This is a genomic window from Chryseobacterium sp. CBSDS_008 (genome assembly GCF_049959325.1).
Lineage (GTDB): Bacteria > Bacteroidota > Bacteroidia > Flavobacteriales > Weeksellaceae > Chryseobacterium.
Genome location: NZ_CP188202.1, coordinates 2067485 through 2088794 on the forward strand (window position 1 = coordinate 2067485; position 21310 = coordinate 2088794).

Here is a 21310-nt window from a genome sequence, read left to right on the forward strand (position 1 = left end):
TTAGAAAAGTTTTGATTTTTCAGCACTGTTGAATTCTACAATCTTACCACTCTGCATGGTCATATTTTCCAGTTCGCTGAACATGGAAATTTCCCCTGCAATTTCGTTGGAAGTTTCAGACTGTCTCTTGAATTCTTTTTCAATCATTTCCGTCCGGGTATCGGAAGTCTCCGTAATATCTCCGGAAGCCGTAAGTTTCATATCTTTTCCTGCAATGGAAATGATATTGTCATTTGCAGTGCTGGTAATACTTGCTCCTGCTCCTATTGAAATTTCTTTTCCTGCGGTGATATTGATATTATCGCCTGCATTTAAAGTAAAGTTTTTAGGAGCTTTCATGCTGATATTTCCCTGCCCGTCCATGAAATAAGTATTTCCGCTCGGATCCAGAATCGTTACGCTTCCTTCTTCATCATTCATTAAAATCCGGATTCCGCTTCTGGTCTGAATTGACTTCAGGTGATTGTTAACACCCCCTCCCAAAGCAACTCCGCCGTGAAACATACCTCCCATTACAAACGGTCTGTCCGGATGACTGTGCACAAAGTTGACCATCACCTGATCGCCCACTTCCGGAATGGCTACATAGCCACGGTTTTGGGTAATCTGATCTGTTCCTCCGGCATCAGGGCTCATCATACGGATAAAATGAGTGGTATCATTCGTCTGCCAGTCAAATCTTACCTGTATTCTTCCCTGTCCTTCCGGATCTGTATTGGAAATTACGGTAGCGGTCTGTGGCTCAGCCTTTGGAACAGTAAATTCCGGTTTTGGAAGAAAACCTGTATCTGATGCTATTCCTACAAAACTTCCACTGTAATGACCTATTGTATCAATTTCATGTTCTGCTTCTGTAATCATGATTCTGGTGAAATAAGAAGTTTCATTGGAATCCTGCTTACGCATCTGTACATCTGCTACACAGCCCGGATGCAGGAAAGGAACGGTTGTATTTCCTGAAATGGAAAAAACATTTACCGCTTCACTTCCTGAAGCACTTTTCTGAGAGTACTCCACATCAAGGTGTGTTGTAGCTTTAATGGGAGCCATCTGTAAAGCCGGGGTTTTATAAATAGTTTCGTTATGGCTGTAGGCTGTTTTTGCCAGGTCACTTACGTGTTTGATCGGCGTTGAGCCGGAAGTGAGTCTTTCATTTTTACTGCTGTTATAACCGTAGAACTGCGGTTTGGTATGTACAGCTTTCAACTCAACTTTTATATCATTGGCACTGCTTCCGTAGGTAAGGGTAATAGGTTTGTTCTGAGCAGGAAGCTTTCCGAAATGTAAGACTTCACCGTCATAATAGAACTGTTCACCATAAGCTTCTGCCATTCTTGCCAGATAGTTGTAGTGGGTTTCATCATACTGGCTGCTGTAGATGATCTGAGAATAATTGTTAGCATCTACCCTCACATCAAAACGGCTTTTATCAATTCCCTGTTTGATCACTTCTTCCGCGATGATCCCTACATTAACAGATTGAGAACCTCCAAAACTCTGGATATGCGGTGCACCGTCAAGAAGAATGGTAGGGCTGTATCCTGTAAGTACAATATTTCCTAAACTCATCTTTTCCTGGCTGAATCCTACTCCGGTAATCACTCCTACAAAAGTTCTCTCCGGGCTGTTGTCTATATCTTTATAGGAAATAACGGCTGTAAGTCGTTTCCCAAGAAATTTATTGGCTTCTTCCAATGAGTGGGTCTGTCTGCCTCCCAGGGTATCGTGTGCCAGTGTCAGCGTGAATTCGTGGTGTCGCCTGGTACTTTGTTTAAGCTTGAGATGTTTATAGTACTTGATAATCTTCCCTTCTATAACAAGAGAGAGTTTTACCAAACGATTGATACCTGTATGATGATTTTCGGAAATACCATCTGCATTCTGTGTGGGACGAAAAGACGCCGCTTGTGATTTTCCAGGTGTATTTGACATATTCTTAGTGATTTGATTAGTTTTTGTAAACGATTATTCAGCAGGGTGGAATATACAATCCCGCAGAATATAGTCTAAGGTAAAAAAAGACCGTCTTATAAGGACAGTCTTCTATTTCCGGCTCATGAAAGACTTAGCTCATTGGCCAAAGTCCGTCATAAGATGAATTTCCATATGTGATGCTTTCCGCACTTACAACAAAGCTGATCAGCATATTATTGCTGTCAATGGCATCGAAGTCTACTTCGTGCTGAATTACATATCCGTTTTCCCATTTCAAAGTAATCAATGTACCTTCTTCGTGAGATTTATTAAAGTTGATTTCTCCGCTTGTAGGTTTATATTTGCTGTTTAATAAACTTTCTAAAACATCAGATTTTTCTGTTGCTTCAATGGTTACTTTGATCAATGCGTTTGACGGGTCAGATGCTACACGTCCTGAAACGTCTGTAGATCTTGATACGCTATAGTTAAGCCTTAATAACTTCTGCCCTTCTCCACCATTGAATTTTAAGATTCCTCTTGAATTTCCTGCCATATTCTTACATTTTAATCTTTAACGACTGTTCCCTGTTATAGGATTTATATAACAAAGATAGACTTCATGTTCTGATTTAAAAAGTTTTTGAGACACTCTTTCATAAATTGTAGTAGTTCTACGACATTTTAAAAATTCATCACAACAAAATAATACAAGAATTTTAATCTAATAAATTTTATTTTTTATTTAAATTTTTCTAAATAATCCCGAATAAATCAATATATGAAAGAAGACGGATTTCAGGTATTTCACTTCATATCAGCCATTTATTCCTATTTTTCCTTCTTACTTAAGAATGTTTATATATATACCCAATGACCATAATAATAAGATTAACTATCACCAAAATCATTAAAATATTACTGTATTTTCTTTTTTTATCAATAAAGCTGAGAACAAGAATAAAAAGAAACAACAATAAGGTATACACTGCAGGATACATTTGAAAAGCTTCAGCAAACTTTCCCTCAAATACCAATACAATCGCCCTCTGAGCGCCACATCCCAGACACTCCACTCCAAGGAATTTTTTACTGGGGCAGGTAAGCATAAAGTCTCCGATATCCATTTCGAGGTTTTAAAAGGTATCCCGTTAGTTAAGAAGATATTTTAGCTCTGGTATACTGATGTGGAAAAAAGCAGTCTTCCTTCATTTCAAAAGATCCCTGAACAGCAATATAAGGATTCCTCAGAATCTCTCTTGCGACGAAGATAAGATCAGCATCACCGTTCTGAAGGATTTCTTCGGCCTGTTCTACGTTGGTAATTAAGCCTACGGCTCCGGTCTTCACTTCAGCTTCATTTCTCACCTGTGATGAAAAGGGAACCTGGTAACCATTAAACACTGAAATTTTTGCCCCATGAATATTTCCGCCGCTGGATACATCAACAAGGTCTACACCATGTTCTTTTAAAATTTTTGCCAGCGCTACACTGCTTTGGATGTCCCAGCCGTTTTCAGCGTATTCTGTTCCTGAGATTCTTACAAATAACGCTGTATTTTCATTCAGTTCTTCATTAACAGCATCTACAATTTCAATCAGAAACCTGATTCTGTTCTCAAAACTTCCGCCGTATTCGTCTGTTCTGATATTGGAAAGCGGCGACAGAAACTGATGAATCAGATATCCGTGAGCGCCGTGAATTTCAATAACATCAAAACCTGCTTTTACTGCTTTTCTTGCAGCTTTTTTAAAATCCTGAACCAGTTCTTTAACCTCATCCGTGCTCAATACATGTGGAATTCTTTCTGTCGGATGATAAGGAATAGGACTTGGCGCAACCGTTTCCCAGCCTTCTTCCAGAGGAATCTGTATATTATTCCATGTGGAGCCTTTTCTTCCGGCATGAGCCAGCTGAATTCCTATTTTACTTTCTGAATTTTTATGTACAAATTCAACAATTCTCTGCAGCTTCTCTGCCTGTTTATCATTCCAGATTCCCATGCAGTGATTGGTAATCCTTCCTTTGGGTACTACTCCTGTAGCTTCCACAATCAAAAGCCCCGTACCGCCCTGTGATCTGCTTCCGTAGTGTACAAAATGGAAGTCGTTAGCTTCTCCGTTTTCACATGAATACATGCACATGGGCGACATTACCCATCTGTTTTTCAACTCTACATTTCTGAATTTTATCGGTGTATACAACATTTTTTAATCTTAAAAAATTGAACTTTTTGCCGGAAGAATAAAGTATTGTCCACTTCATTAAAAAGAACTAATTTTACCCCCCTTTTTTACTTGACAATATATGAAAAAAGACATACAGATCGGTTACGAATATTTTAAAAATAGCAGTGAGCTGAGCGATATAGAAAAACAATTATTTAAAAGAGCCAAGGAGGCTCGTGAGAATGCTTATGCGCCTTATTCTCAATTTTTGGTAGGATGTTCCGTATTACTGGAAAACGGAGAAATCTATTCCGGGAATAACCAGGAAAATGCAGCGTACCCGTCCGGGCTCTGTGCGGAGAGAACCACTGTTTTTTGGGTAGCCGCCAATTTTCCTAATGTGAAAATAAAAAAGATTTTCGTTGTAGGAGGTCCCAAAGAATTTCATGAGAAAAATCCACCAATTCCTCCTTGTGGAGCCTGCCGCCAGAGTTTAATAGAATACGAAACGAAACAGAATGAGAATATTGACCTTTATTTTTCAAGTATGAATGAGGAGGTGGTGAAAGTGCATGCAGTGAAAGATCTGCTGCCTTTTTATTTTGATTCTACGTTTTTGTAACCAAGTAAAACTTGATTTTTAAGTCTCCGCCCAGGTTTGAAACTCTGACAGGGTGTGAAGCAAAAGTTCACATCGACCAGTCCTAATAGACGTTACAGTTAAATAAGATAAAAAACCTAACAGGTTTTCAAAACCTGTTAGGTTTGTATGTTAAAGAATAAAGATTTGAATACTGTAGAGTAAGGATCAGCATAAAAAAGGCTGTCTCCTGCATTGGAACAGCCTTTCTTTTATTCTTCTTCAGATTCTACATCTTCATCTTCATACTGCTCGAGATAGTAGGTAAAACTAAACTCATCCACTTCTTCTTCCGCATCTTCCAGAGTAGTCAGAAGGTCTTCAAAAATCTCAAGCTGATCTACAGTCATGTTTACGAATTCTAAATGGAGCGGCATTTCAAGACCACCGGTAACGGTATCAAAAAGGGCATCAAGATTATCCCCAAAATGCTCAGGAAGCTGGATTTTCTCCTTTAACTGGGCATAAAAATCTTCATAGTCACCTATGTCTGTAAAATCGATATATACTGTCTTCATATTGAATTAAATTTCCAATTTTTATTGATTAAAAAAGTTTTGCATTTTTTGCAGAAATCCGTTTCTTCATCGGTAGGATTTTTGCCTTCCGCATCTCTCATAAAACACATTTTTTCAGGGCAATGTGGCAACCCTTGTGTATGGCCAAGTTCATGAATGGCTATTTTGTAAAACTGCTCATCCTTATTTTCTTTGTTCAGTCTGAAATTTGAAGCTACACAAGCTTTTCCTGGTCTATAGCCCAATCCCATGATTCCAAAGTCTTTTATTTTTCCTCTGGTAGCACTGATATCTTTTGTGGTAAGACCAATTGTAACAAAACTTTCTTTTGTTTCCTTATTCAAAAATTTAATAATTGAATCTGCCCTATATCGGTTTCTCTCTTTATAATAAGTATTTGCCGGAAAATTTATGGGATCCAGAACTTTTACGTTCGGATATACATTTTTTATCCCCTCGGTTACTTTTACTACAGTTTCCTTCTTAATATCCTTAAATGGCTGTATGAGTATTGTTATGGCTGGTTTCTTTTCCTTTATCATGTCTTTCTTTTCCGAACATGAGTATGTCAGAAGCAAAACAATTAAAAGGTAAAGAAATCTAATATTCTTCAAAATTAAGATTTATAATAATTACAATGCAAATTATACATTAGTCATTGCGAGGAACGAAGTGACGAAGCAATCTCAAAAAACATCCATCATATTTTCAATGTCATCTGTAAGGTCTTTCCAATCAGGATTTATACTATTGATTAAATCCAGTTTCTTTTGTCTGGAACCTGCTTTTATCTGTTTTTCCCTAAATATAGTATCTCCTATTTCCTGAAAGGATTCCCAATACACAAGTATATATAAATTATATCTTGAAGTAAAACTTTGAGAATAATATGATTCTTTATGCTGCTGAACACGTTTAGGCAGATTTGAAGTAACTCCTGTATAAAGAGTTGTGTGATTTTTATTTGTCATGATGTAGACAAAACCTGCTTTCACCTGTGATTATTTTAGAGATTGCTTCGTCACTTCGTTCCTCGCAATGACCTTACTGTTTTTCAAAACTTTTATAATGGTTTTTCGTAAGGTACACATCACCATTCTGGGTGTAAATGATACGGTCAGCATTTCTTCCTCCGCAATGGTAATTTACATCTGCTTCAAAATATTTTTCCCCATCCGGCAGGCGTCCTTCCCTGTTTCCGAATTTATCTCCACCAATCGCTTTTCCGGGAAGTACATCACAAAGATTTCCTCTGGAAGGATTCCAGCCCTGTTTTCTGGCTTCATTTTTAGTGATATAATAATCCGGAAGCTTATGATTTTGCTTCACATAGCTGATCACCGTTTTTTCTGCTGTCAGCTGATCTATAGAAACCTGAACAGAAGTACTTCCATCCGAAGAAGTACTTCCATAACTCACGGTTTCTGTCTTTGCTGAACCTGGATCCTCTTTTTTCTCTTCGATAAAGTTTCTGTAAACATACATTACACCCATCCCGAAAAGAAGTCCCAGGCATATAAAAAATACAGATCTTATTTTTCCGTTCATAAATTTTGTATTAATGTAACAATTTACCAATATAACAGTGTAACAATGTAACAGTGTAACAGTGTAACAATGTAACAATGTAACAATAAGAAGGCACAAGCATTCACAAACTGTTATATTGTATATTATTTTATTATGCTCTCCACTCTTCAGGAATATCGCAAACCGGAATAGGATCTATTTTATGTTTTGCGGCTTTATGCATTCTGTCAAAGATCAGGAACACTTCCTTATCTCTTCCTTCATAATCATCGACAGTTTTGGTTCCGTATTCTTTCTGGATTTTCTCCAGCTCAGGGTAAGTTGCCCCGATTTGCTGCTCGTCCGTTCTGTCCACATCCCAAAGTCCGTCTGTAGGAATTGCTTCCTGTATGCTTTTGATCAAATTAAGCCCTTTTGCCAGCTCATATACTTCAGTCTTATAAAGATCTGCAATAGGAGAAACGTCTACTCCGCCATCTCCGTATTTTGTATAAAAACCGATTCCGAAATCTTCCACTTTATTTCCGGTTCCACAAACCAAAAGTCCGTTCAGCTGTCCGTAATAATATAGCGTAAGCATTCTCAAACGGGATCTTGTATTGGCAAAAGCCAGTTTTTCGTTAGGATACAGATCATCTTTTACATCAAAAGTTTTGTACAGTTCCTCAAAAGCGGGTGTCAGATCTACCGACATGGTTTCTACGTTAGGAAATCTTGATGTAAGGTCGTTCATATGATCCTGTGCACGGTCTACCTGATCTGCTTTCTGGCGGATTGGCATTTCGATCAGTAATGTTTTCAGGCCCGTCATTGCTGCCAGCGTAGAAACCACTCCGGAATCTACTCCTCCGGAAACCCCGATTACATATCCGTTTACTTTTGCTTTTGTCGCATAATCTTTTAACCAGCTTACGATATGATCTATCATTTTTTGTGTCTGCATCGTTTATTTTTTTTAATCTATTCCAAATTCCTGAGGGTATTTCACCACTCCTTTTTTATTATTTAATCCATCTTTTACCAATTCTACAGCCATTCCGTTTTCTTCCGGAATATCGAATGGAAAAGAAATGCCAAAATTACTTGTTTTTTTGTAACCAAAGCGCGGATAATAATTTTCATGTCCTATAAGTATTACCGATTCATATCCCAGCTCTTGGGCAATATGATGTCCCTGAAGAATCAATTTTGAACCGATTCCTTGATTCTGAAACTCAGGCTTTACGGAAACAGGTGCCAGAGCAAGAGAATCAAACGATTCCTGATCATCGACAATTTTAATTTTCGTAAACAGAATATGTCCGGCAATTGTTCCGTTTGCATCTTCCGCCACCAATGATAATTCCGGGATAAAGGCTTCAGATCCTCTCAATTTTTCTACCAGAAACTGTTCCTGATGATCACTGTGTTCCATTTCCCTGAACGCCTCTTCCGTAAGCTGAAAGACTTGTTGATAGTCATTGCTCTCTTCCTGTCGTATTGTTATCATTTTTTATTATATTTTTCACGCTTCAGTTCGTACCAGAAGCAAATTCCGTCCGGTTCTTCAAATTCTCCGGTTTTTTCAAATCCTAATTTTCTTAAAATATGATTGGAAGCATCATGTTCAGCATGAGCATAAGCATAGATAACTTCCGCATTCAGATTGTTAAAACCATAATCCAGAGAAGCTGTTCCGGATTCTACGGCGTATCCTTTTCCCCATGATTCGGGAAGAAAACGATATCCAAGTTCCAGCACATTTTTGTAGCCATTCGTTTCATGAGTCAGTAATTTTAAACCGCTCCATCCTATCAGAAGTCCGGTTTCTTTTTCCACAACACCCAGTCTTCCCACACCATTTTCTTCATATTGCTTCTGAATCATTCTGATGACGCTTTTTGACTCATTAATATCTGTCAAAACCGGTACACCAATATATTTCATTACTTCCGGGTCGGAATCCAGAAGAAATATGCGTTCAAAATCTTCATCTTCGAGTTTTCTTAAAATCAGTCGCTGTGTTTCTATTTTCATAGTTATTCATTTTATTCTCCAGTGCTAAAAATGAATTCCAGAGATTCAGGCATTCCGTTTTTATTCAGAGCAAAATTCTCGAGCACTGCTTTTCAAAGTTTTTATCTTTAAATTCAAGTTTTCACCCATAGTAAAAAGGAGGTCCGGAAATAATGAAGATAGCTGTAAATATTTTAATTTTCATTATAAATTGTGTATTTAATCCTTATTTTTGTAAACTTAAATTCCATGTAAAAATAATGAAGATTTTTAGATATATAGCGTTTTCTTCTGTTTTAGCTGCCGGACTTATTTCCTGCAAAAAGGACCCTGAAAATCAATGGAAGGTAGAAATAAAACAAACTGCCGAAAAAGTTGATGTCACAGATATTTCCAAAGAATTTTACAATCCGAATGTTCCACTGGAACAGTTTAAAACTAAATTCCCATGGTTTCAGGGAAGTGTTTCTGATGCTGATTTCGGAAAAAGAAGAACTGACGCTGAAGAGATCAAAATCTACAGAGAAGCTATTGGAAAAATAGATCAGGCAAAACTGCAAACGGAGCTTCAAAGTTTATTTTCACATATTAAATATTACTTTCCACAGTTCAAAAACCCAAAAGTATATTTGTTCTCATCTGCTCTCCAGATGGTTCAGGATCCGATATTTTATGATGAAAAGGGTAATCTTTTATTTATAGATGTTACCGGTTTTATGGGAGACGGAAATGCTAATTATAAAGGACTGGAACTGTATTTCCAGAAGTCAATGAACCCGCAGAACATTGTTCCGAAAGTATCACAGCTTTTTGCTGAAAATATTGTGACGGAATCTCCTGATCATCAGAAATTCATTGATCAGATCATCCTGAACGGAAAAGTAATGATTCTACAGGACGCTTTTCTTCCTGATGTACCTGATTATCTGAAAATGAATTACACCCAGAAGCAATATGACTGGGCGACGAGTAATGAAGCCAATATCTGGAATTATTTTGTAGAGAGTAATCTGATCTTCGGTGACGATCCAAGACTGGGAGAGCGTTTTATTTCGCCGGGACCATTCTCAAAATTTTATACGGAGATCGATAATGAATCTTCACCACAGATCGGAATTTTTACGGGATGGCAGATCTGTAAAGCATATTTAAAGGAAAAGCCTGAAACAAAATTAACGGAGTTCCTGAAAATGGATGCTACCACCATTTTTAATCAATCCGGTTATAAGCCGAAACTTAAATAATAGAATTAGAATTTAGAAAAAATAGAAAAATGAGAAAGACTCAGATTACGATAGATGTAGAGCTTGATGAAAATCACGTACCGGAAAACATTACCTGGAACGCTCAGGACGGAGGTATTGATAAACAGGAGACTAAAGCCACGATGATTTCTGTATGGGATGACAAGACAAGAGAAGCTCTAAGAATTGATCTTTGGACCAAAGAAATGCCCGTAGATCAGATGAAGATGTTTATTCACCAGATTTTAATATCTTTAGGAAGCACCTATCAGAGAGCAACCGGAGAAGAGGATGTAGCACAGTGGATGGAGGAAATTGCAGAAGAATTTGCTGTAAAATCAGCTATTAAGTAAAATAACACATTCAATGTAACAATGTATTAGTGTAACAATATAACAATCTTTAAATAGAAAATATTGGTACATTGTTAGATTATCCAGATTGATAAATTATAAAATATTATGAATTTTAATACAAAAGTAATTCACGGAGGGCAGCACCATGAGTCTGCAACAGGTTCTGTAAATGTACCTGTATTTTTAACCTCTACGTTTGCACAGAAAAGCCCGGGAGTACATTCCGGATATGAATATTCAAGAGCTGCCAACCCTACAAGACAGGCATTGGAAGATTCTTTGGCAAGTATTGAAAACGGAGCCAGAGGTCTGGCTTTCGGTTCTGGTCTTGCTGCCATCGACTGTGTTTTGAAATTATTAAACCCTGGTGATGAAGTTATTGCTGTAGATGACCTTTACGGAGGAACTTACAGAATGTTCACGAGACTTTTCGAAAAGTATCAGCTGAAGTTTACTTTCGTGAATTTTGATGATGCTTCTAAAATTGCAGATGTTATCACAGATAAAACAAAACTGATCTGGGTAGAAACACCAACTAATCCGTTGATGAAATTAGTAGACATCAAAGCAGTAGTAGAGATTGCGAAAGGAAAAGATATTTTAGTTGCGGTAGACAATACCTTTGCGACACCTTACATCCAGAGACCTATTGATTTAGGAGCTGATATCGTAATGCACTCTGCAACAAAATATTTAGGGGGACACTCTGATGTGATTGCAGGAGCGCTTATCGCTAAAGACGCTGAACTGGGAGAAAAGCTTCACTTTATCCAGTTTGCAAGTGGCGGTATTTTGGGACCTCACGATTCTTATCTGGTATTAAGAGGAATCAAAACCCTTGCATTAAGGATGCAGAGACACTCTGACAACGGTCTTGCTGTAGCAAAATACCTTGAAACGCATCCGGCTGTAGACAAAGTAATATATCCGGGACTGGAATCTCACCCACAGTATGAACTGGCAAAATCTCAGATGAAGGAATCAGGAGGAATGGTTTCATTCACTTTTAAATCCGGAAAGAAAGAAGATGCTATCAAATTCTTAGAAAAAGTAAGAGTATTCACGCTTGCAGAATCTTTAGGAGGTGTAGAGTCTTTGGCTAACCACCCTGCTCTGATGACACATGCTTCAATTCCGGCAGAAAAACGTGCTGAATTGGGAATTACAGATGACCTTGTTCGTTTAAGCGTAGGTATTGAGGATGCTGATGATCTTATTGCAGATTTAGAAAAAGCTTTTTCTTAATAAACCATACAAAAAATGAGAAAGGTTACAGTAACCTTTCTCATTTTATTATAACCACGAAATTACCTATGAAAAACACAAGGAAAGCAGTTCTTTCCGACTTACCACAATTGGCGGAATTATTTGATCAGTACAGGATATTTTATCATAAAACATCAGATATTCCCGCAGCGACCAATTTTCTTAAGGAAAGGCTTGAAAATAAAGATTCCGAAATTTTTGTTGTGGAAGAAAATGGAATCCTGACAGGCTTTGTACAGTTATATCCCATATTTTCATCTACAAGAATGCAGCGTTACTGGCTGCTGAACGATCTTTACGTAAATATAAGCCATAGAGGAAAAGGCTATTCTAAAGAATTAATTGAAGAATCCAAAGAACACTGCCGTACATCAAAAGCGTGCGGTATTCTTTTAGAAACAGGAAAAAGCAATGAGATCGGAAACCAGCTTTATCCAGCCTGCGGTTTTGAGCTGTATGACTCTGTCAATTTTTACGAGTGGACTAATCATGAGTAATGGGTAATAAATAATCAGTAATAAATAATTTTATAAATTACACTCGCTAACCCAAATCTCGAATCCCGGAACTCGAAATCCTAAACTACCACTAAAACAAAAAACAATGACCGAATTTCAAAAATACATCCAAAGATATTTAGATCAGATTCCATCAGGAAACTGGTTAAACGAACTGCAGATATCAGCAGACAAAACCATAGGAATATATTCCAATCTTACTGAGGAACAGTCAGATTTCGCCTATGCAGAAGGAAAATGGACGTTGAAAGGGCTTCTACTTCACCTATCAGATACAGAAAGAGTATTTCAATACAGAATTTTAGCCTTCGCCAGAGGAGAGAAAAACAACCTTCCGGGATTTGATGAAAACGAATATGCAGATCAGTCTTTTGCCAGTGAAAGAACATTGGAATCTCTTCTGGAAGAATACAAACTGGTAAGAAAATCTTCTCAGATTCTACTGGAAACCCTTACTCCTTCCGCTTTACAAAATACCGGTACAGCCAATGGCCATAAAATTTCTGTGGAAACCATCGGAAAACTGATTGTAGGACATAATTATCATCACCTGAATATTATTGAGGAAAGGTATTTATCGAAATTGGGATGGATGTAAGAAATTAAATATTATTTTGAATTATTGTAAGTTTTGGCTAAAGCCGTGGAAATTTGTATCTTTTATTTAAATGGGCTAAAGCCCATTTCTATTGAATAAATAACATATATAAAAAATAATTCATCATATCAACCTTTAATTGTATTATAAAAATGAATAAGAACGGGCTTAGCCCGTTTTCACGATATACATTATCTTTTTAATTGAGTTATAAAAACATCAATAGGAACGGGCTTTAGCCCGTTTTTTAAATAAATTCCTATCCATTGGCTTTAGCCGAAACTTACTAAATAAATAGTATTTTTGATAAAACAACACAAATGGCTTTTATCAAAATCTACATTCATCTCGTTTTCTCTACAAGAAACAGAGATCCCTTTCTCAATACATTCGATATTCGTCTCAAGGTCTGGAAACATATTAAAGAATATGCTACAGAAAAAGGAATATTTCTAGATATGATTAATGGATATTCAGACCATTGTCATTGTCTTATTTCTCTCGGCTCTGATCAGAATATTGAAAAAGTTGTACAACTATTAAAAGGTGAATCCTCGCATTGGATCAATAAAAATCAACTTACTGTAGGAAAATTCTCATGGCAGGATGAATATTTTGCGGTGTCAGTTTCTGAATCCATGATAGAAAGTGTAAGAAATTATATTAAAAACCAGGAAAAACACCATCAGAAAAAGAGCTTTGGAGAGGAGTATAAGGAATTTATTGAAAAATATGATTTTAAAATGTAGATAAGTTTTGGCTAAAGCCGATACATTTATGTCTATTATTTAAATGGGCTAAAGCCCATTTCTATTGAATAGAATCTCTAATAATTTATTGTATTTTTTTTATTAAAATCATATAAATATTATATTAAACACGCTACAAACATCAATAGGAACGGGCTTTAGCTCGTTTTCATATTATATAAAATTCCATTGGCTTTAGCCAAAACCTATCAACAAAACCATATTTACACTCCATTTTTTTGTCCAAAATTTACAGATTTTCTACCTTTATCCACTCTTTGAATTCACATACACTTATGGAACATATTATTGAAGTATTAAAATCCGGCGGAACCATTCTTTACCCTACCGATACGATCTGGGGAATCGGGTGTGATGCAACCAATATAGAAGCGGTCAATAAAATTTTTGACATCAAAAAGCGCGAAAAAAACAAATCCATGATCATCCTTGTGGAATCTGAGAAAAGGCTTCAGGATCTTGTAGATGTTCCTGAGATGGCCTGGGAAATTATTGATCTTAGCGAAAAGCCGGTAACTATTGTTTATGAAAATCCAAGAGGTCTGCCTAAAGAACTTCTTGCAGAAGATGGAAGTATCGGAATCCGATTGGTAAAAAACGATTTCTGTAAAAAGCTGATTACAAAACTGAACAGACCTTTGGTATCTACCTCTGCCAACTTCAGTGGTGAGAAAAGTCCTTTGAAATTTTCTGATATTTCTGAAGAGATGATCAGCCTTGTGGATTATGCAGTGGAAGAAGACAGAGAAAAGGTTTCAAAATATTCTGGTTCTTCGGTAATCAAAATCTGGAATGACAACAGGATAAAAGTGCTTCGGGAATAAAAATACTGAGGATTTATGTTTATTTTTTAGAGTCTTGTCAGTTCATATCGGCAGGATTTCTTTTTTTAGTTCTATCTTTGCAAACTCAACTCATAAATTATTTGCTATGAATCATCAGGAATTTGCTCAGATATGGGTTAATGCATGGAATTCTCATGATTTAGAGGATATACTCTCCCATTATTCGGATGATATTGAGATCTCAACTCCCATGATTGCTCTGGCTACAGGCGGTAAAGAAAGTTCTTTAAAAGGAAAAAAAGCCGTCTGCGAATATTGGAGAAAAGCATTGGAAAAATTTCCGGATCTCCATTTTGATCTGATACATTCCACAGCGGGAGTAGGTTCTGTAGCATTATTTTATAAGTCGATTATGGATAAACATGCTGTTGAAGTCATGTTTTTTAATGAAGACGGAAAAATTAGTAGAATGTATGCTCATTACGATTAATGAGTACCATACGTAGAAATTGTCACTATTATTAACGATGAAAATTAATCTTAATCAAAATAAGAATTTAAAACTATTTAAAATTATTTCTGAAGCAGCAGAAAGGAATAACCAGTCCGTATACATTGTGGGCGGTTATGTGCGTGACCTTCTGATGAACAGAAAAGCTTCCACAGATATAGACTTTGTCACGGAACAAAGTGGTATTGAGCTTGCTCAAAATGTAGCTCAGGACTTGGATCCTAAATTGAAAGTTTCCGTATTCAAAACGTATGGCACGGCCATGATCAAGTATAAAGAACTTGAGCTTGAGTTTGTGGGAGCAAGAAAGGAAAGTTATACTGAAAACAGCCGCAAACCGGAAGTGGAAGGAGGAAGCCTGGAAGACGACCAGAAACGAAGAGATTTCACCATCAATGCGATGGCAATTTCTTTAAATAAGGATAATTTCGGAGAACTGGTAGATCCTTTCAATGGGATTGATGATCTTGAAAAAGGCATTTTACGAACTCCTTTGGAACCTGCTCAAACTTATTCTGATGATCCGTTGAGGATGATGAGAGCGGTACGTTTTGCTTCAACTTTACATTTTAAAATCGAGGAAAACTCTCTGCAGGCTATTCGGAAGGAAGCAGAAAGAATCAAGATTGTTTCTATGGAAAGAATCATGGTGGAATTCAACAAAATTATGCTTTCTGAAAAACCTTCTGTCGGATTAAGGCTAATGGAACAAACCGGTCTTATGAAGCTGGTTATTCCTGAACTGATAGAACTGAAAGGAGTGGAAGAAGTAGAGGGACAAACTCATAAGGATAATTTTTATCACACTTTAGAAGTTGTAGATAATATTTCCGTAAATACAGATAATCTTTGGCTCCGCTGGGCTGCCCTGTTCCATGATATTGGGAAAGCACCTACAAAAAAGTTTGTGGAAGGAACAGGATGGACATTTCACGGACATGAATTTTTAGGTTCAAAAATGGTGAAAACACTTTTCCAAAGATTAAAATTACCTTTGGGAAGTGACATGAAATATGTGCAGAAAATGGTAAAGCTTTCATCTCGGCCCATTGCTTTGATCACTGATGATGCTTCAGATGCTGCATTGAGAAGACTTTTATTTGATGCCGGAGAAAATCTGGAAGATCTTTTTACGCTTTGTAAAGCAGATATTACCACTAAAAATTCTAAAAAGCAGGAGAAATTCAAAAAGAATTTTGAATATGTAGCCGTAAAGATCAGAGAAGTGGAAGAAAAGGATCAGGTGAGAAATTTCCAGCCGCCTATTACCGGAGAAGAGATTATGGAGATGTTTAATCTTAAACCGGGCCGTGAAATTGGTATTCTGAAAGAAAAAGTAAAAGAAGCCATTCTGGAGGGTGAAATTCCCAATGAAAAAGAAGAAGCCACCAAGTTTGTCATTGCTGAGGCTGAGAAACTGGGATTAACAATCTAATTTAATCTACAGATCATATTAAAAAGCCCGGCGGGATGTTCCATCCGCCGGGCTTTTTAATAAATAAATCTAAAAACAAAGCCGGCCGGTTTCTTCGAAACCGGCCGGAAAAAAACACAAATGATGAAAAAATAAAAAATTATTTTTAGAAGTATAAAATTATTATGGATTCAGGAAAGTTCCGCTGGCACCAAGACCTCCTGTTTTAACAGATCCTATTTTGCTACCGGTAGTTGCTGAATATATTACCATTTCGCTTTCTGCTGTAAATTCCTTAACATCTGATGCAAAGATTCTTCCATCAATAACGTTAAATCCATAAAGCGTAAAGTAAGGACCACCATTTGCAGCTGTTAGCAATGGAGCTGTAGGAACGGTTGGTGTAGCTAAGCTTGTTGTATACACTTTGTTAGCAGAGCTGAAGTAGATTTTATCGTTATCAATCTGAAGATTTGTAGCGTTTGGAATTCCTGTCAGTGTAACTACCGGTGTCATAGCTCCTGTGCTTGTAATCTTATAGATATAAGAATCTGTAGCTGTAGAAGAAATCGTGTAAACATTGGATTTGTAAGACACAGTATTCCCAATTTGACCATTCGGAACGGTAATTTCAGTCTTAGCATCATTGGAAGTATTGATATAAGTAATCTTATTTCCAAATCCTGATGAAGCGTTCTGTACAAAAACATTTCCTCCTGCTTCTACGGTTTTATCAGAAACTTCAGTCATATTGATTTTGCTTACAAATGAGTAGTCAGAAGCTTTATACTTTGTTACACTTTGAGTATGCGCACTGAAATTGGTGTTGGCAATATAGATAAAGCCATTAGCAAAAGTAATTCCTCTTGGATTATCAATCTGATCCGTGATTACGGCTAGCTTTTTAAATGTATAACGGTCTACTACAACAATTTTGTTCGAGTTATTTATCACAAGATAAGCCTTATTTCCGTTAAGACCAATCGTTTGAAGAACGTCACCCAGAATTTCTTTATTGTTATTATAACCATATACATCATCCTGCTTCAGGCTCAGATCTCTTGTCAGGAATGTTACTTTAGCTCCCTGGCTGTTGAAGTTTCCTTCATTAGAGATAAAATATCCGTTCTGGTAAGTGATCGGAGAGACATCAAACTCTGCAGAATCACTTGTACACGAAGACATGTTAAACAATAATACAACTGCAAATAGTACAGTTAAAAGTTTAGTTATTTTCATATTTACTCAATTTTAATTTTTTAAAAATTTATTGCTGCATACACACTATAGTTTCTCTTTGGTAAAGGATTAAAAGAAACTGTTTTATAATAAGTATCCGTTACATTATTCACCTTAAACCCCAAGGTATATTTTTTTGCTAGGGTTGCAGAAATACCCATATTTAAAAGAAAATAGGGATCTATGGCATCTGACCTTTTTTCATCACTTGTTGTGTAGGTAATGCCATTGAGCAATCCCTGCGCAAAAAATTTAAAGAACCCATATTCATAATCTATTCCGGCTGATCCTCTGTGCATGGGAACATAAGGTCTCTGCAGCTTGGTTTCTTTATCAATAGATTTTGCATAATAATATCCTGCATTTGCGCGGATTTTATGGTTTCCCAGCTGTTTGCTGAAAGACAGCTGAGATTCCAGCCCGTAAGATTCAGATTTATTAACATTAAATGCCTGCCAGTAGCCCATAGACGTTGGCAGCCATACAATAAGATCTGTCACATTCATATAATAAGGCGACAAAGTAAGCCTGAAATCTCCCGCTTTGAACTCATTCGTCATATCTAACTGGGTAGACGTTTCCGGTCTCAGATTTTTATTTCCTCCCGGTTCATAATAAATATCATTAAATGAAGGATATCTGAAGTTTTTTGATACATTAACGCTTACATCATACCATTTTGCAGCACTCCATTTTCCGGAGAATGAATACATCAACGGTGATTTCACATCTTCCACAAAATCTTTCTTAAATCCTCCTTCAAAACGAAGGTCTTTTGTTACAAAATACCGCAACAATCCTGAAACAGAACCTATATTTCTACTGACACTGGATATCCCGTTCTCGTAGCCTTCTCCTTTATTGACCTGAAACTCTCCGATGAGGTTAAAATTCCATTTAGAATTCAGGAAATAGTTAAAATCATTTTTAAAGATATAATTTTTCCCTGTTCCGCCACTTGATTTAGGCATATTTAACGAACCGAAATACTGAAAATTTTCTTCTGTATAGGCAGCTTTAAAGGAGTTGCTGAACTTTGTTTTGTTCCAATCCCAGGAAAGAAGGCTTCTTACACTTTGGGTTTTATATTTCGTTTTGGTTCCCGTTTCCTCATACACGGGATAATGCTGTGAAGAATCAAAAAACTGGCTCTGCCACGAAATTTTATGATCGTTTGTAATTTTATAGGATGCCCCAACATTGAACGTCGTATTGTAATAATTTCCGTTTCTGCTGATGTAGTTCAGATCATTTACCTTATAATCATTTTCACTTACAGAATAATTTCCGGAAGCTTTAAAACTGAACTTATCATTACTGTAAGAGCCTTTTATAAAATTATTATAGGTATTAAAGGAAGCGATTTCCGAAAATAATGACCCATGCAACCCTTTATTAAAATCAAGGGTATTATTCAGGTGAATACTTCCTCCTATGGCACCACTTCCATACACCACACTTCCTCCGCCGGCTTTTATACCAATCTGATCATACCCGAATAAAGCGATATTATTGATATCTCCCTGCCCCAGAAAATTAGAATTAATGTTAATCCCATTCCAGACAAATGCTGTCTGCTGAGCGGTAGTTCCTCTGAAAGAAGGTGAAGAAACAGCACCCCGCCCATTTTCTTTAATAAAAACCTGGGACTGAAATCTCAGGAGTTCTGAAAAGTTGCTGGAATTTTTCTCGGCATCTTCCGCCGAAATAGTTTGTACAGGATGAAAAAGTTTCACCCTGTTCATCTGGTTGTCAAAGACGTAAATAGTGTCAATGGCTTTCTCTTGTCCAAAAAGAAAACAGCCATAAGATGAAAAAAGCAGTACTAAAGATCTTTTTATATCCATACTTTTTTACTTTTCCTCCGAAAGCAATATGTTTTTTAATTATAATCCTGGCAGGTCTCCTGACTTTCGCATTCTGCCCCTTCCCGTTTTTAAACAGTGGTTTTTTGCAGAAACTTATATTGCGATTTACAGTTGCGGGGACAGTCCGGGAGTTACACCCGATTCCCTTTTCATTCCAAAATACTGGAAACCAAAATTTTTGCAAAGATAGTTTTTTATATGTATTTGCCAAAAAGTGAGATTAAAGCGCAGCAGATTAAAATTCCTGACAATAATTCACAAAAAAACTGCTTTCGATGAAAGCAGCTGTTTATCATAAAATAGTAGGATCATTATTTACCTATAACTTCTGTAATCGGGTTACCTATATTTCCACTTGGGAACTGAATTTTCAGTAAAGAAGATACCGTAGGAGCAATATCTGTCATGTGATATTCTTTATTGCTTTCTCCCTGCTTCACTCCCCATCCCATAAAGATCAATGGAATATGTGAATCATAAGAATTCCATACGCTGTGTGTAGTTCCCGTTTTAGAATACGGCGGAAGCATAGAGTCATGAGAAATCAGCTGAATATCTCCACTTCTCTGTCTGTTGATCCCGTTGATAATTCTTTGTTTAATCGGTTCCGGAATACTGGCTTCCTGCACTTTATCTACAGAAACAGCATATAAAACGGTAGGATCTTTTTCAATTTCTTTTACCGCAAAGTTTCTTACATCATCCAGTTCAAGCTTGCTATCTGCCAATACTTTTCTGTCGAAATAAATCTGGTAGTTATCAATGGCGTTGATCAACTTATCAGCTCCGAATTTTTCTTTTAACTTCTGATTCAGATTCTTTTCTGCATCTTCCCCGAAGAAACCTGTAGGGATCTTATGGTCTTTAAGGAATCCTACAGAATGTGCTCCACCATGGTCAGCAGAAAGGAAAACGGTATACTCTCCTTTTCCTACTTTTGAATCAAGGTATTTGAAAAACTCCGCTAAATCCTGATCTAATCTGATATAAACATCTTCTACTTCAATAGAATTCGGTCCGAATTTATGTCCTGCATAATCGGTAGATGCAAGGTTAATGGCTAAAAAGTCTGTAATATTATCTCCACCCAGTTTTTCACCTTCTACAGAAGCTTCTGCCAGCTTCAAAGTCAATGTGTTTCCGAAAGGTGTATAACGGATATTATCTTTTTTAGCCTGATAGTCTTTGGCTAGATTACTGTAAGGAAAAGTAGGTGTTTTTGCACTTCCCAGCAGGCCTTCCCAGGAGGAATTGTCCGGTGCACTTTCTGTATATTCATTGATCGGAAGTAAGGTATTCCAACCGTTGGCTACTAATTTTTCAGGAAGGTTCTGAGAATTGAATGATTTTACCCATTGCGGAAGATCATTCATATACCATGTACTGGTAATAAAGTTCCCTGTACTGTCATCAAACCAGAAAGCTCCGTTCGGAGTATGGCCTGCAGGAAGAATCGAAGCACGGTCTTTCAAAGAAACCCCCACTACTTTTCCCTGGAAGTTGGTTGCCAGCCTCAATTCGTCAGTTACCGTTGTAGACCACAGGTTTTTCGGAGAATGGCTTCCGGTTTTTGTATTGGTAGTTCCTACCGGCTGCACACCTTCATCCGCAGTACAGTAAACTCCTTTACCCGTTTCCTTATCCGTCCAGTCATTTCCTGCAATTCCGTGAATAGCCGGTACAGATCCTGTATAGATACACGTGTGTCCTAAAGCAGTAACCGTAGGAACATAGGGAATATGTACATTATTCAAAGAATATCCTGTATTCAAAAGTCTTTTGAAGCCGTCATTTCCATATTTACCATAAAAACGGTACAAATAGTCCCAACGCATCTGGTCTACTACCAGGCCTACGACTAGTTTGGGTCTTTCCAGTTGGGTATTTCTGTTCTTCTGTGCATTGATTGTAACTACGGACAAAAAAGTAGCTGCCGCAATTGAAATATTCCTAAGCATCCAAGTAAATTTTTATT

General features: G+C 37.0%; 24 protein-coding genes and 1 riboswitch. Of the genes, 10 read left to right on the forward strand and 14 right to left on the reverse strand.

Annotation, left to right across the window (positions count from 1 at the left end; genetic code table 11):
• The 4 genes from ACP3T3_RS09210 to namA all read right to left on the reverse strand — a co-directional run bounded on the left by ACP3T3_RS09210 (position 1) and on the right by namA (position 4122).
• Positions 1-1932: a type VI secretion system Vgr family protein gene (locus ACP3T3_RS09210; protein WP_426479586.1), complete on the reverse strand. Its 1932-nt coding sequence runs from the start codon at positions 1930-1932 to the stop codon at positions 1-3.
• Positions 1933-2065: 133 nt separating this feature from the next.
• On the reverse strand, positions 2066-2470 hold the full coding sequence (gene tssD / locus ACP3T3_RS09215) for a type VI secretion system tube protein TssD (protein WP_426479587.1): 405 nt from the start codon (positions 2468-2470) through the stop codon (positions 2066-2068).
• 292 nt (positions 2471-2762) lie between these two features.
• Positions 2763-3041 (reverse strand): DUF2752 domain-containing protein, encoded by a 279-nt coding sequence (locus ACP3T3_RS09220; protein WP_426479588.1) that lies wholly within the window; start codon positions 3039-3041, stop codon positions 2763-2765.
• Between the two features lie 28 nt (positions 3042-3069).
• Positions 3070-4122 carry an NADPH dehydrogenase NamA gene (gene namA, locus ACP3T3_RS09225; RefSeq protein ID WP_426479589.1) on the reverse strand — a complete coding sequence of 351 codons (1053 nt, stop codon included), beginning with the start codon at positions 4120-4122 and terminating at the stop codon, positions 3070-3072.
• 100 nt (positions 4123-4222) lie between these two features.
• Here namA and ACP3T3_RS09230 point away from each other — a divergent pair, with 100 nt between their 5' ends.
• The gene (locus tag ACP3T3_RS09230; RefSeq protein WP_426479590.1) at positions 4223-4705 is read left to right on the forward strand and encodes a cytidine deaminase; all 483 of its coding nucleotides are present in this window, start codon (positions 4223-4225) and stop codon (positions 4703-4705) included.
• A 230-nt stretch (positions 4706-4935) separates the two neighbouring features.
• Here the strand turns inward: ACP3T3_RS09230 and ACP3T3_RS09235 are convergent, their stop codons facing one another.
• The 7 genes from ACP3T3_RS09235 to ACP3T3_RS09265 all read right to left on the reverse strand — a co-directional run bounded on the left by ACP3T3_RS09235 (position 4936) and on the right by ACP3T3_RS09265 (position 8787).
• On the reverse strand, positions 4936-5241 hold the full coding sequence (locus ACP3T3_RS09235; protein WP_426479591.1) for a barstar family protein: 306 nt from the start codon (positions 5239-5241) through the stop codon (positions 4936-4938).
• Positions 5238-5783 (reverse strand): Zn-dependent protease, encoded by a 546-nt coding sequence (locus ACP3T3_RS09240; RefSeq protein ID WP_426479592.1) that lies wholly within the window; start codon positions 5781-5783, stop codon positions 5238-5240. Before ACP3T3_RS09240 ends, ACP3T3_RS09235 begins: the two co-directional genes overlap by 4 nt.
• A 144-nt stretch (positions 5784-5927) precedes the next feature.
• Positions 5928-6236 carry a GIY-YIG nuclease family protein gene (locus ACP3T3_RS09245; RefSeq protein ID WP_426479593.1) on the reverse strand — a complete coding sequence of 103 codons (309 nt, stop codon included), beginning with the start codon at positions 6234-6236 and terminating at the stop codon, positions 5928-5930.
• A gap of 49 nt (positions 6237-6285) precedes the next feature.
• Positions 6286-6789 (reverse strand): ribonuclease domain-containing protein, encoded by a 504-nt coding sequence (locus ACP3T3_RS09250; RefSeq protein WP_426479594.1) that lies wholly within the window; start codon positions 6787-6789, stop codon positions 6286-6288.
• A 133-nt stretch (positions 6790-6922) separates the two neighbouring features.
• Positions 6923-7714 carry an NAD(+) synthase gene (gene nadE / locus ACP3T3_RS09255; RefSeq protein WP_426479595.1) on the reverse strand — a complete coding sequence of 264 codons (792 nt, stop codon included), beginning with the start codon at positions 7712-7714 and terminating at the stop codon, positions 6923-6925.
• Between the two features lie 12 nt (positions 7715-7726).
• Positions 7727-8260, reverse strand: a complete 534-nt coding sequence (locus ACP3T3_RS09260) for a GNAT family N-acetyltransferase (protein ID WP_426479596.1) — start codon at positions 8258-8260, stop codon at positions 7727-7729.
• Positions 8257-8787: a GNAT family N-acetyltransferase gene (locus tag ACP3T3_RS09265; protein WP_426479597.1), complete on the reverse strand. Its 531-nt coding sequence runs from the start codon at positions 8785-8787 to the stop codon at positions 8257-8259. Before ACP3T3_RS09265 ends, ACP3T3_RS09260 begins: the two co-directional genes overlap by 4 nt.
• Positions 8788-9026: 239 nt before the next feature.
• Between ACP3T3_RS09265 and ACP3T3_RS09270 the strand changes: the two genes are divergently transcribed.
• From ACP3T3_RS09270 to ACP3T3_RS09310, 9 genes are all read left to right on the forward strand, one after another.
• Entirely contained in the window at positions 9027-10010 is a 984-nt protein-coding gene (locus tag ACP3T3_RS09270) for a gliding motility protein GldB (protein ID WP_426479598.1), read from the forward strand.
• A gap of 29 nt (positions 10011-10039) precedes the next feature.
• Positions 10040-10363, forward strand: a complete 324-nt coding sequence (gldC, locus tag ACP3T3_RS09275) for a gliding motility protein GldC (RefSeq protein ID WP_426479599.1) — start codon at positions 10040-10042, stop codon at positions 10361-10363.
• 108 nt (positions 10364-10471) lie between these two features.
• Complete coding sequence (locus ACP3T3_RS09280; protein WP_426479600.1) at positions 10472-11611, forward strand: cystathionine gamma-synthase; 1140 nt, start codon at positions 10472-10474, stop codon at positions 11609-11611.
• A 68-nt stretch (positions 11612-11679) separates the two neighbouring features.
• Positions 11680-12129: an N-acetyltransferase family protein gene (locus tag ACP3T3_RS09285; protein ID WP_426479601.1), complete on the forward strand. Its 450-nt coding sequence runs from the start codon at positions 11680-11682 to the stop codon at positions 12127-12129.
• A gap of 106 nt (positions 12130-12235) precedes the next feature.
• Positions 12236-12748, forward strand: coding sequence for a DinB family protein (locus ACP3T3_RS09290; protein WP_426479602.1), 513 nt, complete (start codon positions 12236-12238; stop codon positions 12746-12748).
• Between the two features lie 320 nt (positions 12749-13068).
• Positions 13069-13497 (forward strand): IS200/IS605 family transposase, encoded by a 429-nt coding sequence (gene tnpA / locus ACP3T3_RS09295; RefSeq protein WP_426479603.1) that lies wholly within the window; start codon positions 13069-13071, stop codon positions 13495-13497.
• A gap of 296 nt (positions 13498-13793) precedes the next feature.
• Positions 13794-14342: an L-threonylcarbamoyladenylate synthase gene (locus tag ACP3T3_RS09300; RefSeq protein ID WP_426479604.1), complete on the forward strand. Its 549-nt coding sequence runs from the start codon at positions 13794-13796 to the stop codon at positions 14340-14342.
• Positions 14343-14448: 106 nt separating this feature from the next.
• Positions 14449-14793: a nuclear transport factor 2 family protein gene (locus ACP3T3_RS09305; RefSeq protein ID WP_426479605.1), complete on the forward strand. Its 345-nt coding sequence runs from the start codon at positions 14449-14451 to the stop codon at positions 14791-14793.
• 37 nt (positions 14794-14830) lie between these two features.
• Positions 14831-16249 (forward strand): CCA tRNA nucleotidyltransferase, encoded by a 1419-nt coding sequence (locus ACP3T3_RS09310; protein WP_426479606.1) that lies wholly within the window; start codon positions 14831-14833, stop codon positions 16247-16249.
• A gap of 162 nt (positions 16250-16411) precedes the next feature.
• Here ACP3T3_RS09310 and ACP3T3_RS09315 read toward each other — a convergent pair whose 3' ends face one another.
• From ACP3T3_RS09315 to pafA, 3 genes are all read right to left on the reverse strand, one after another.
• Positions 16412-17467 carry a DUF5074 domain-containing protein gene (locus ACP3T3_RS09315; RefSeq protein ID WP_426479607.1) on the reverse strand — a complete coding sequence of 352 codons (1056 nt, stop codon included), beginning with the start codon at positions 17465-17467 and terminating at the stop codon, positions 16412-16414.
• A gap of 20 nt (positions 17468-17487) precedes the next feature.
• Positions 17488-19314, reverse strand: a complete 1827-nt coding sequence (locus ACP3T3_RS09320) for a TonB-dependent receptor plug domain-containing protein (protein WP_426479608.1) — start codon at positions 19312-19314, stop codon at positions 17488-17490.
• A 32-nt stretch (positions 19315-19346) separates the two neighbouring features.
• Positions 19347-19524: riboswitch (cobalamin riboswitch) on the reverse strand.
• Between the two features lie 122 nt (positions 19525-19646).
• The gene (pafA, locus tag ACP3T3_RS09325) at positions 19647-21293 is read right to left on the reverse strand and encodes an alkaline phosphatase PafA (RefSeq protein ID WP_426479609.1); all 1647 of its coding nucleotides are present in this window, start codon (positions 21291-21293) and stop codon (positions 19647-19649) included.
• Between the last annotated feature and the right edge of the window lie 17 nt (positions 21294-21310).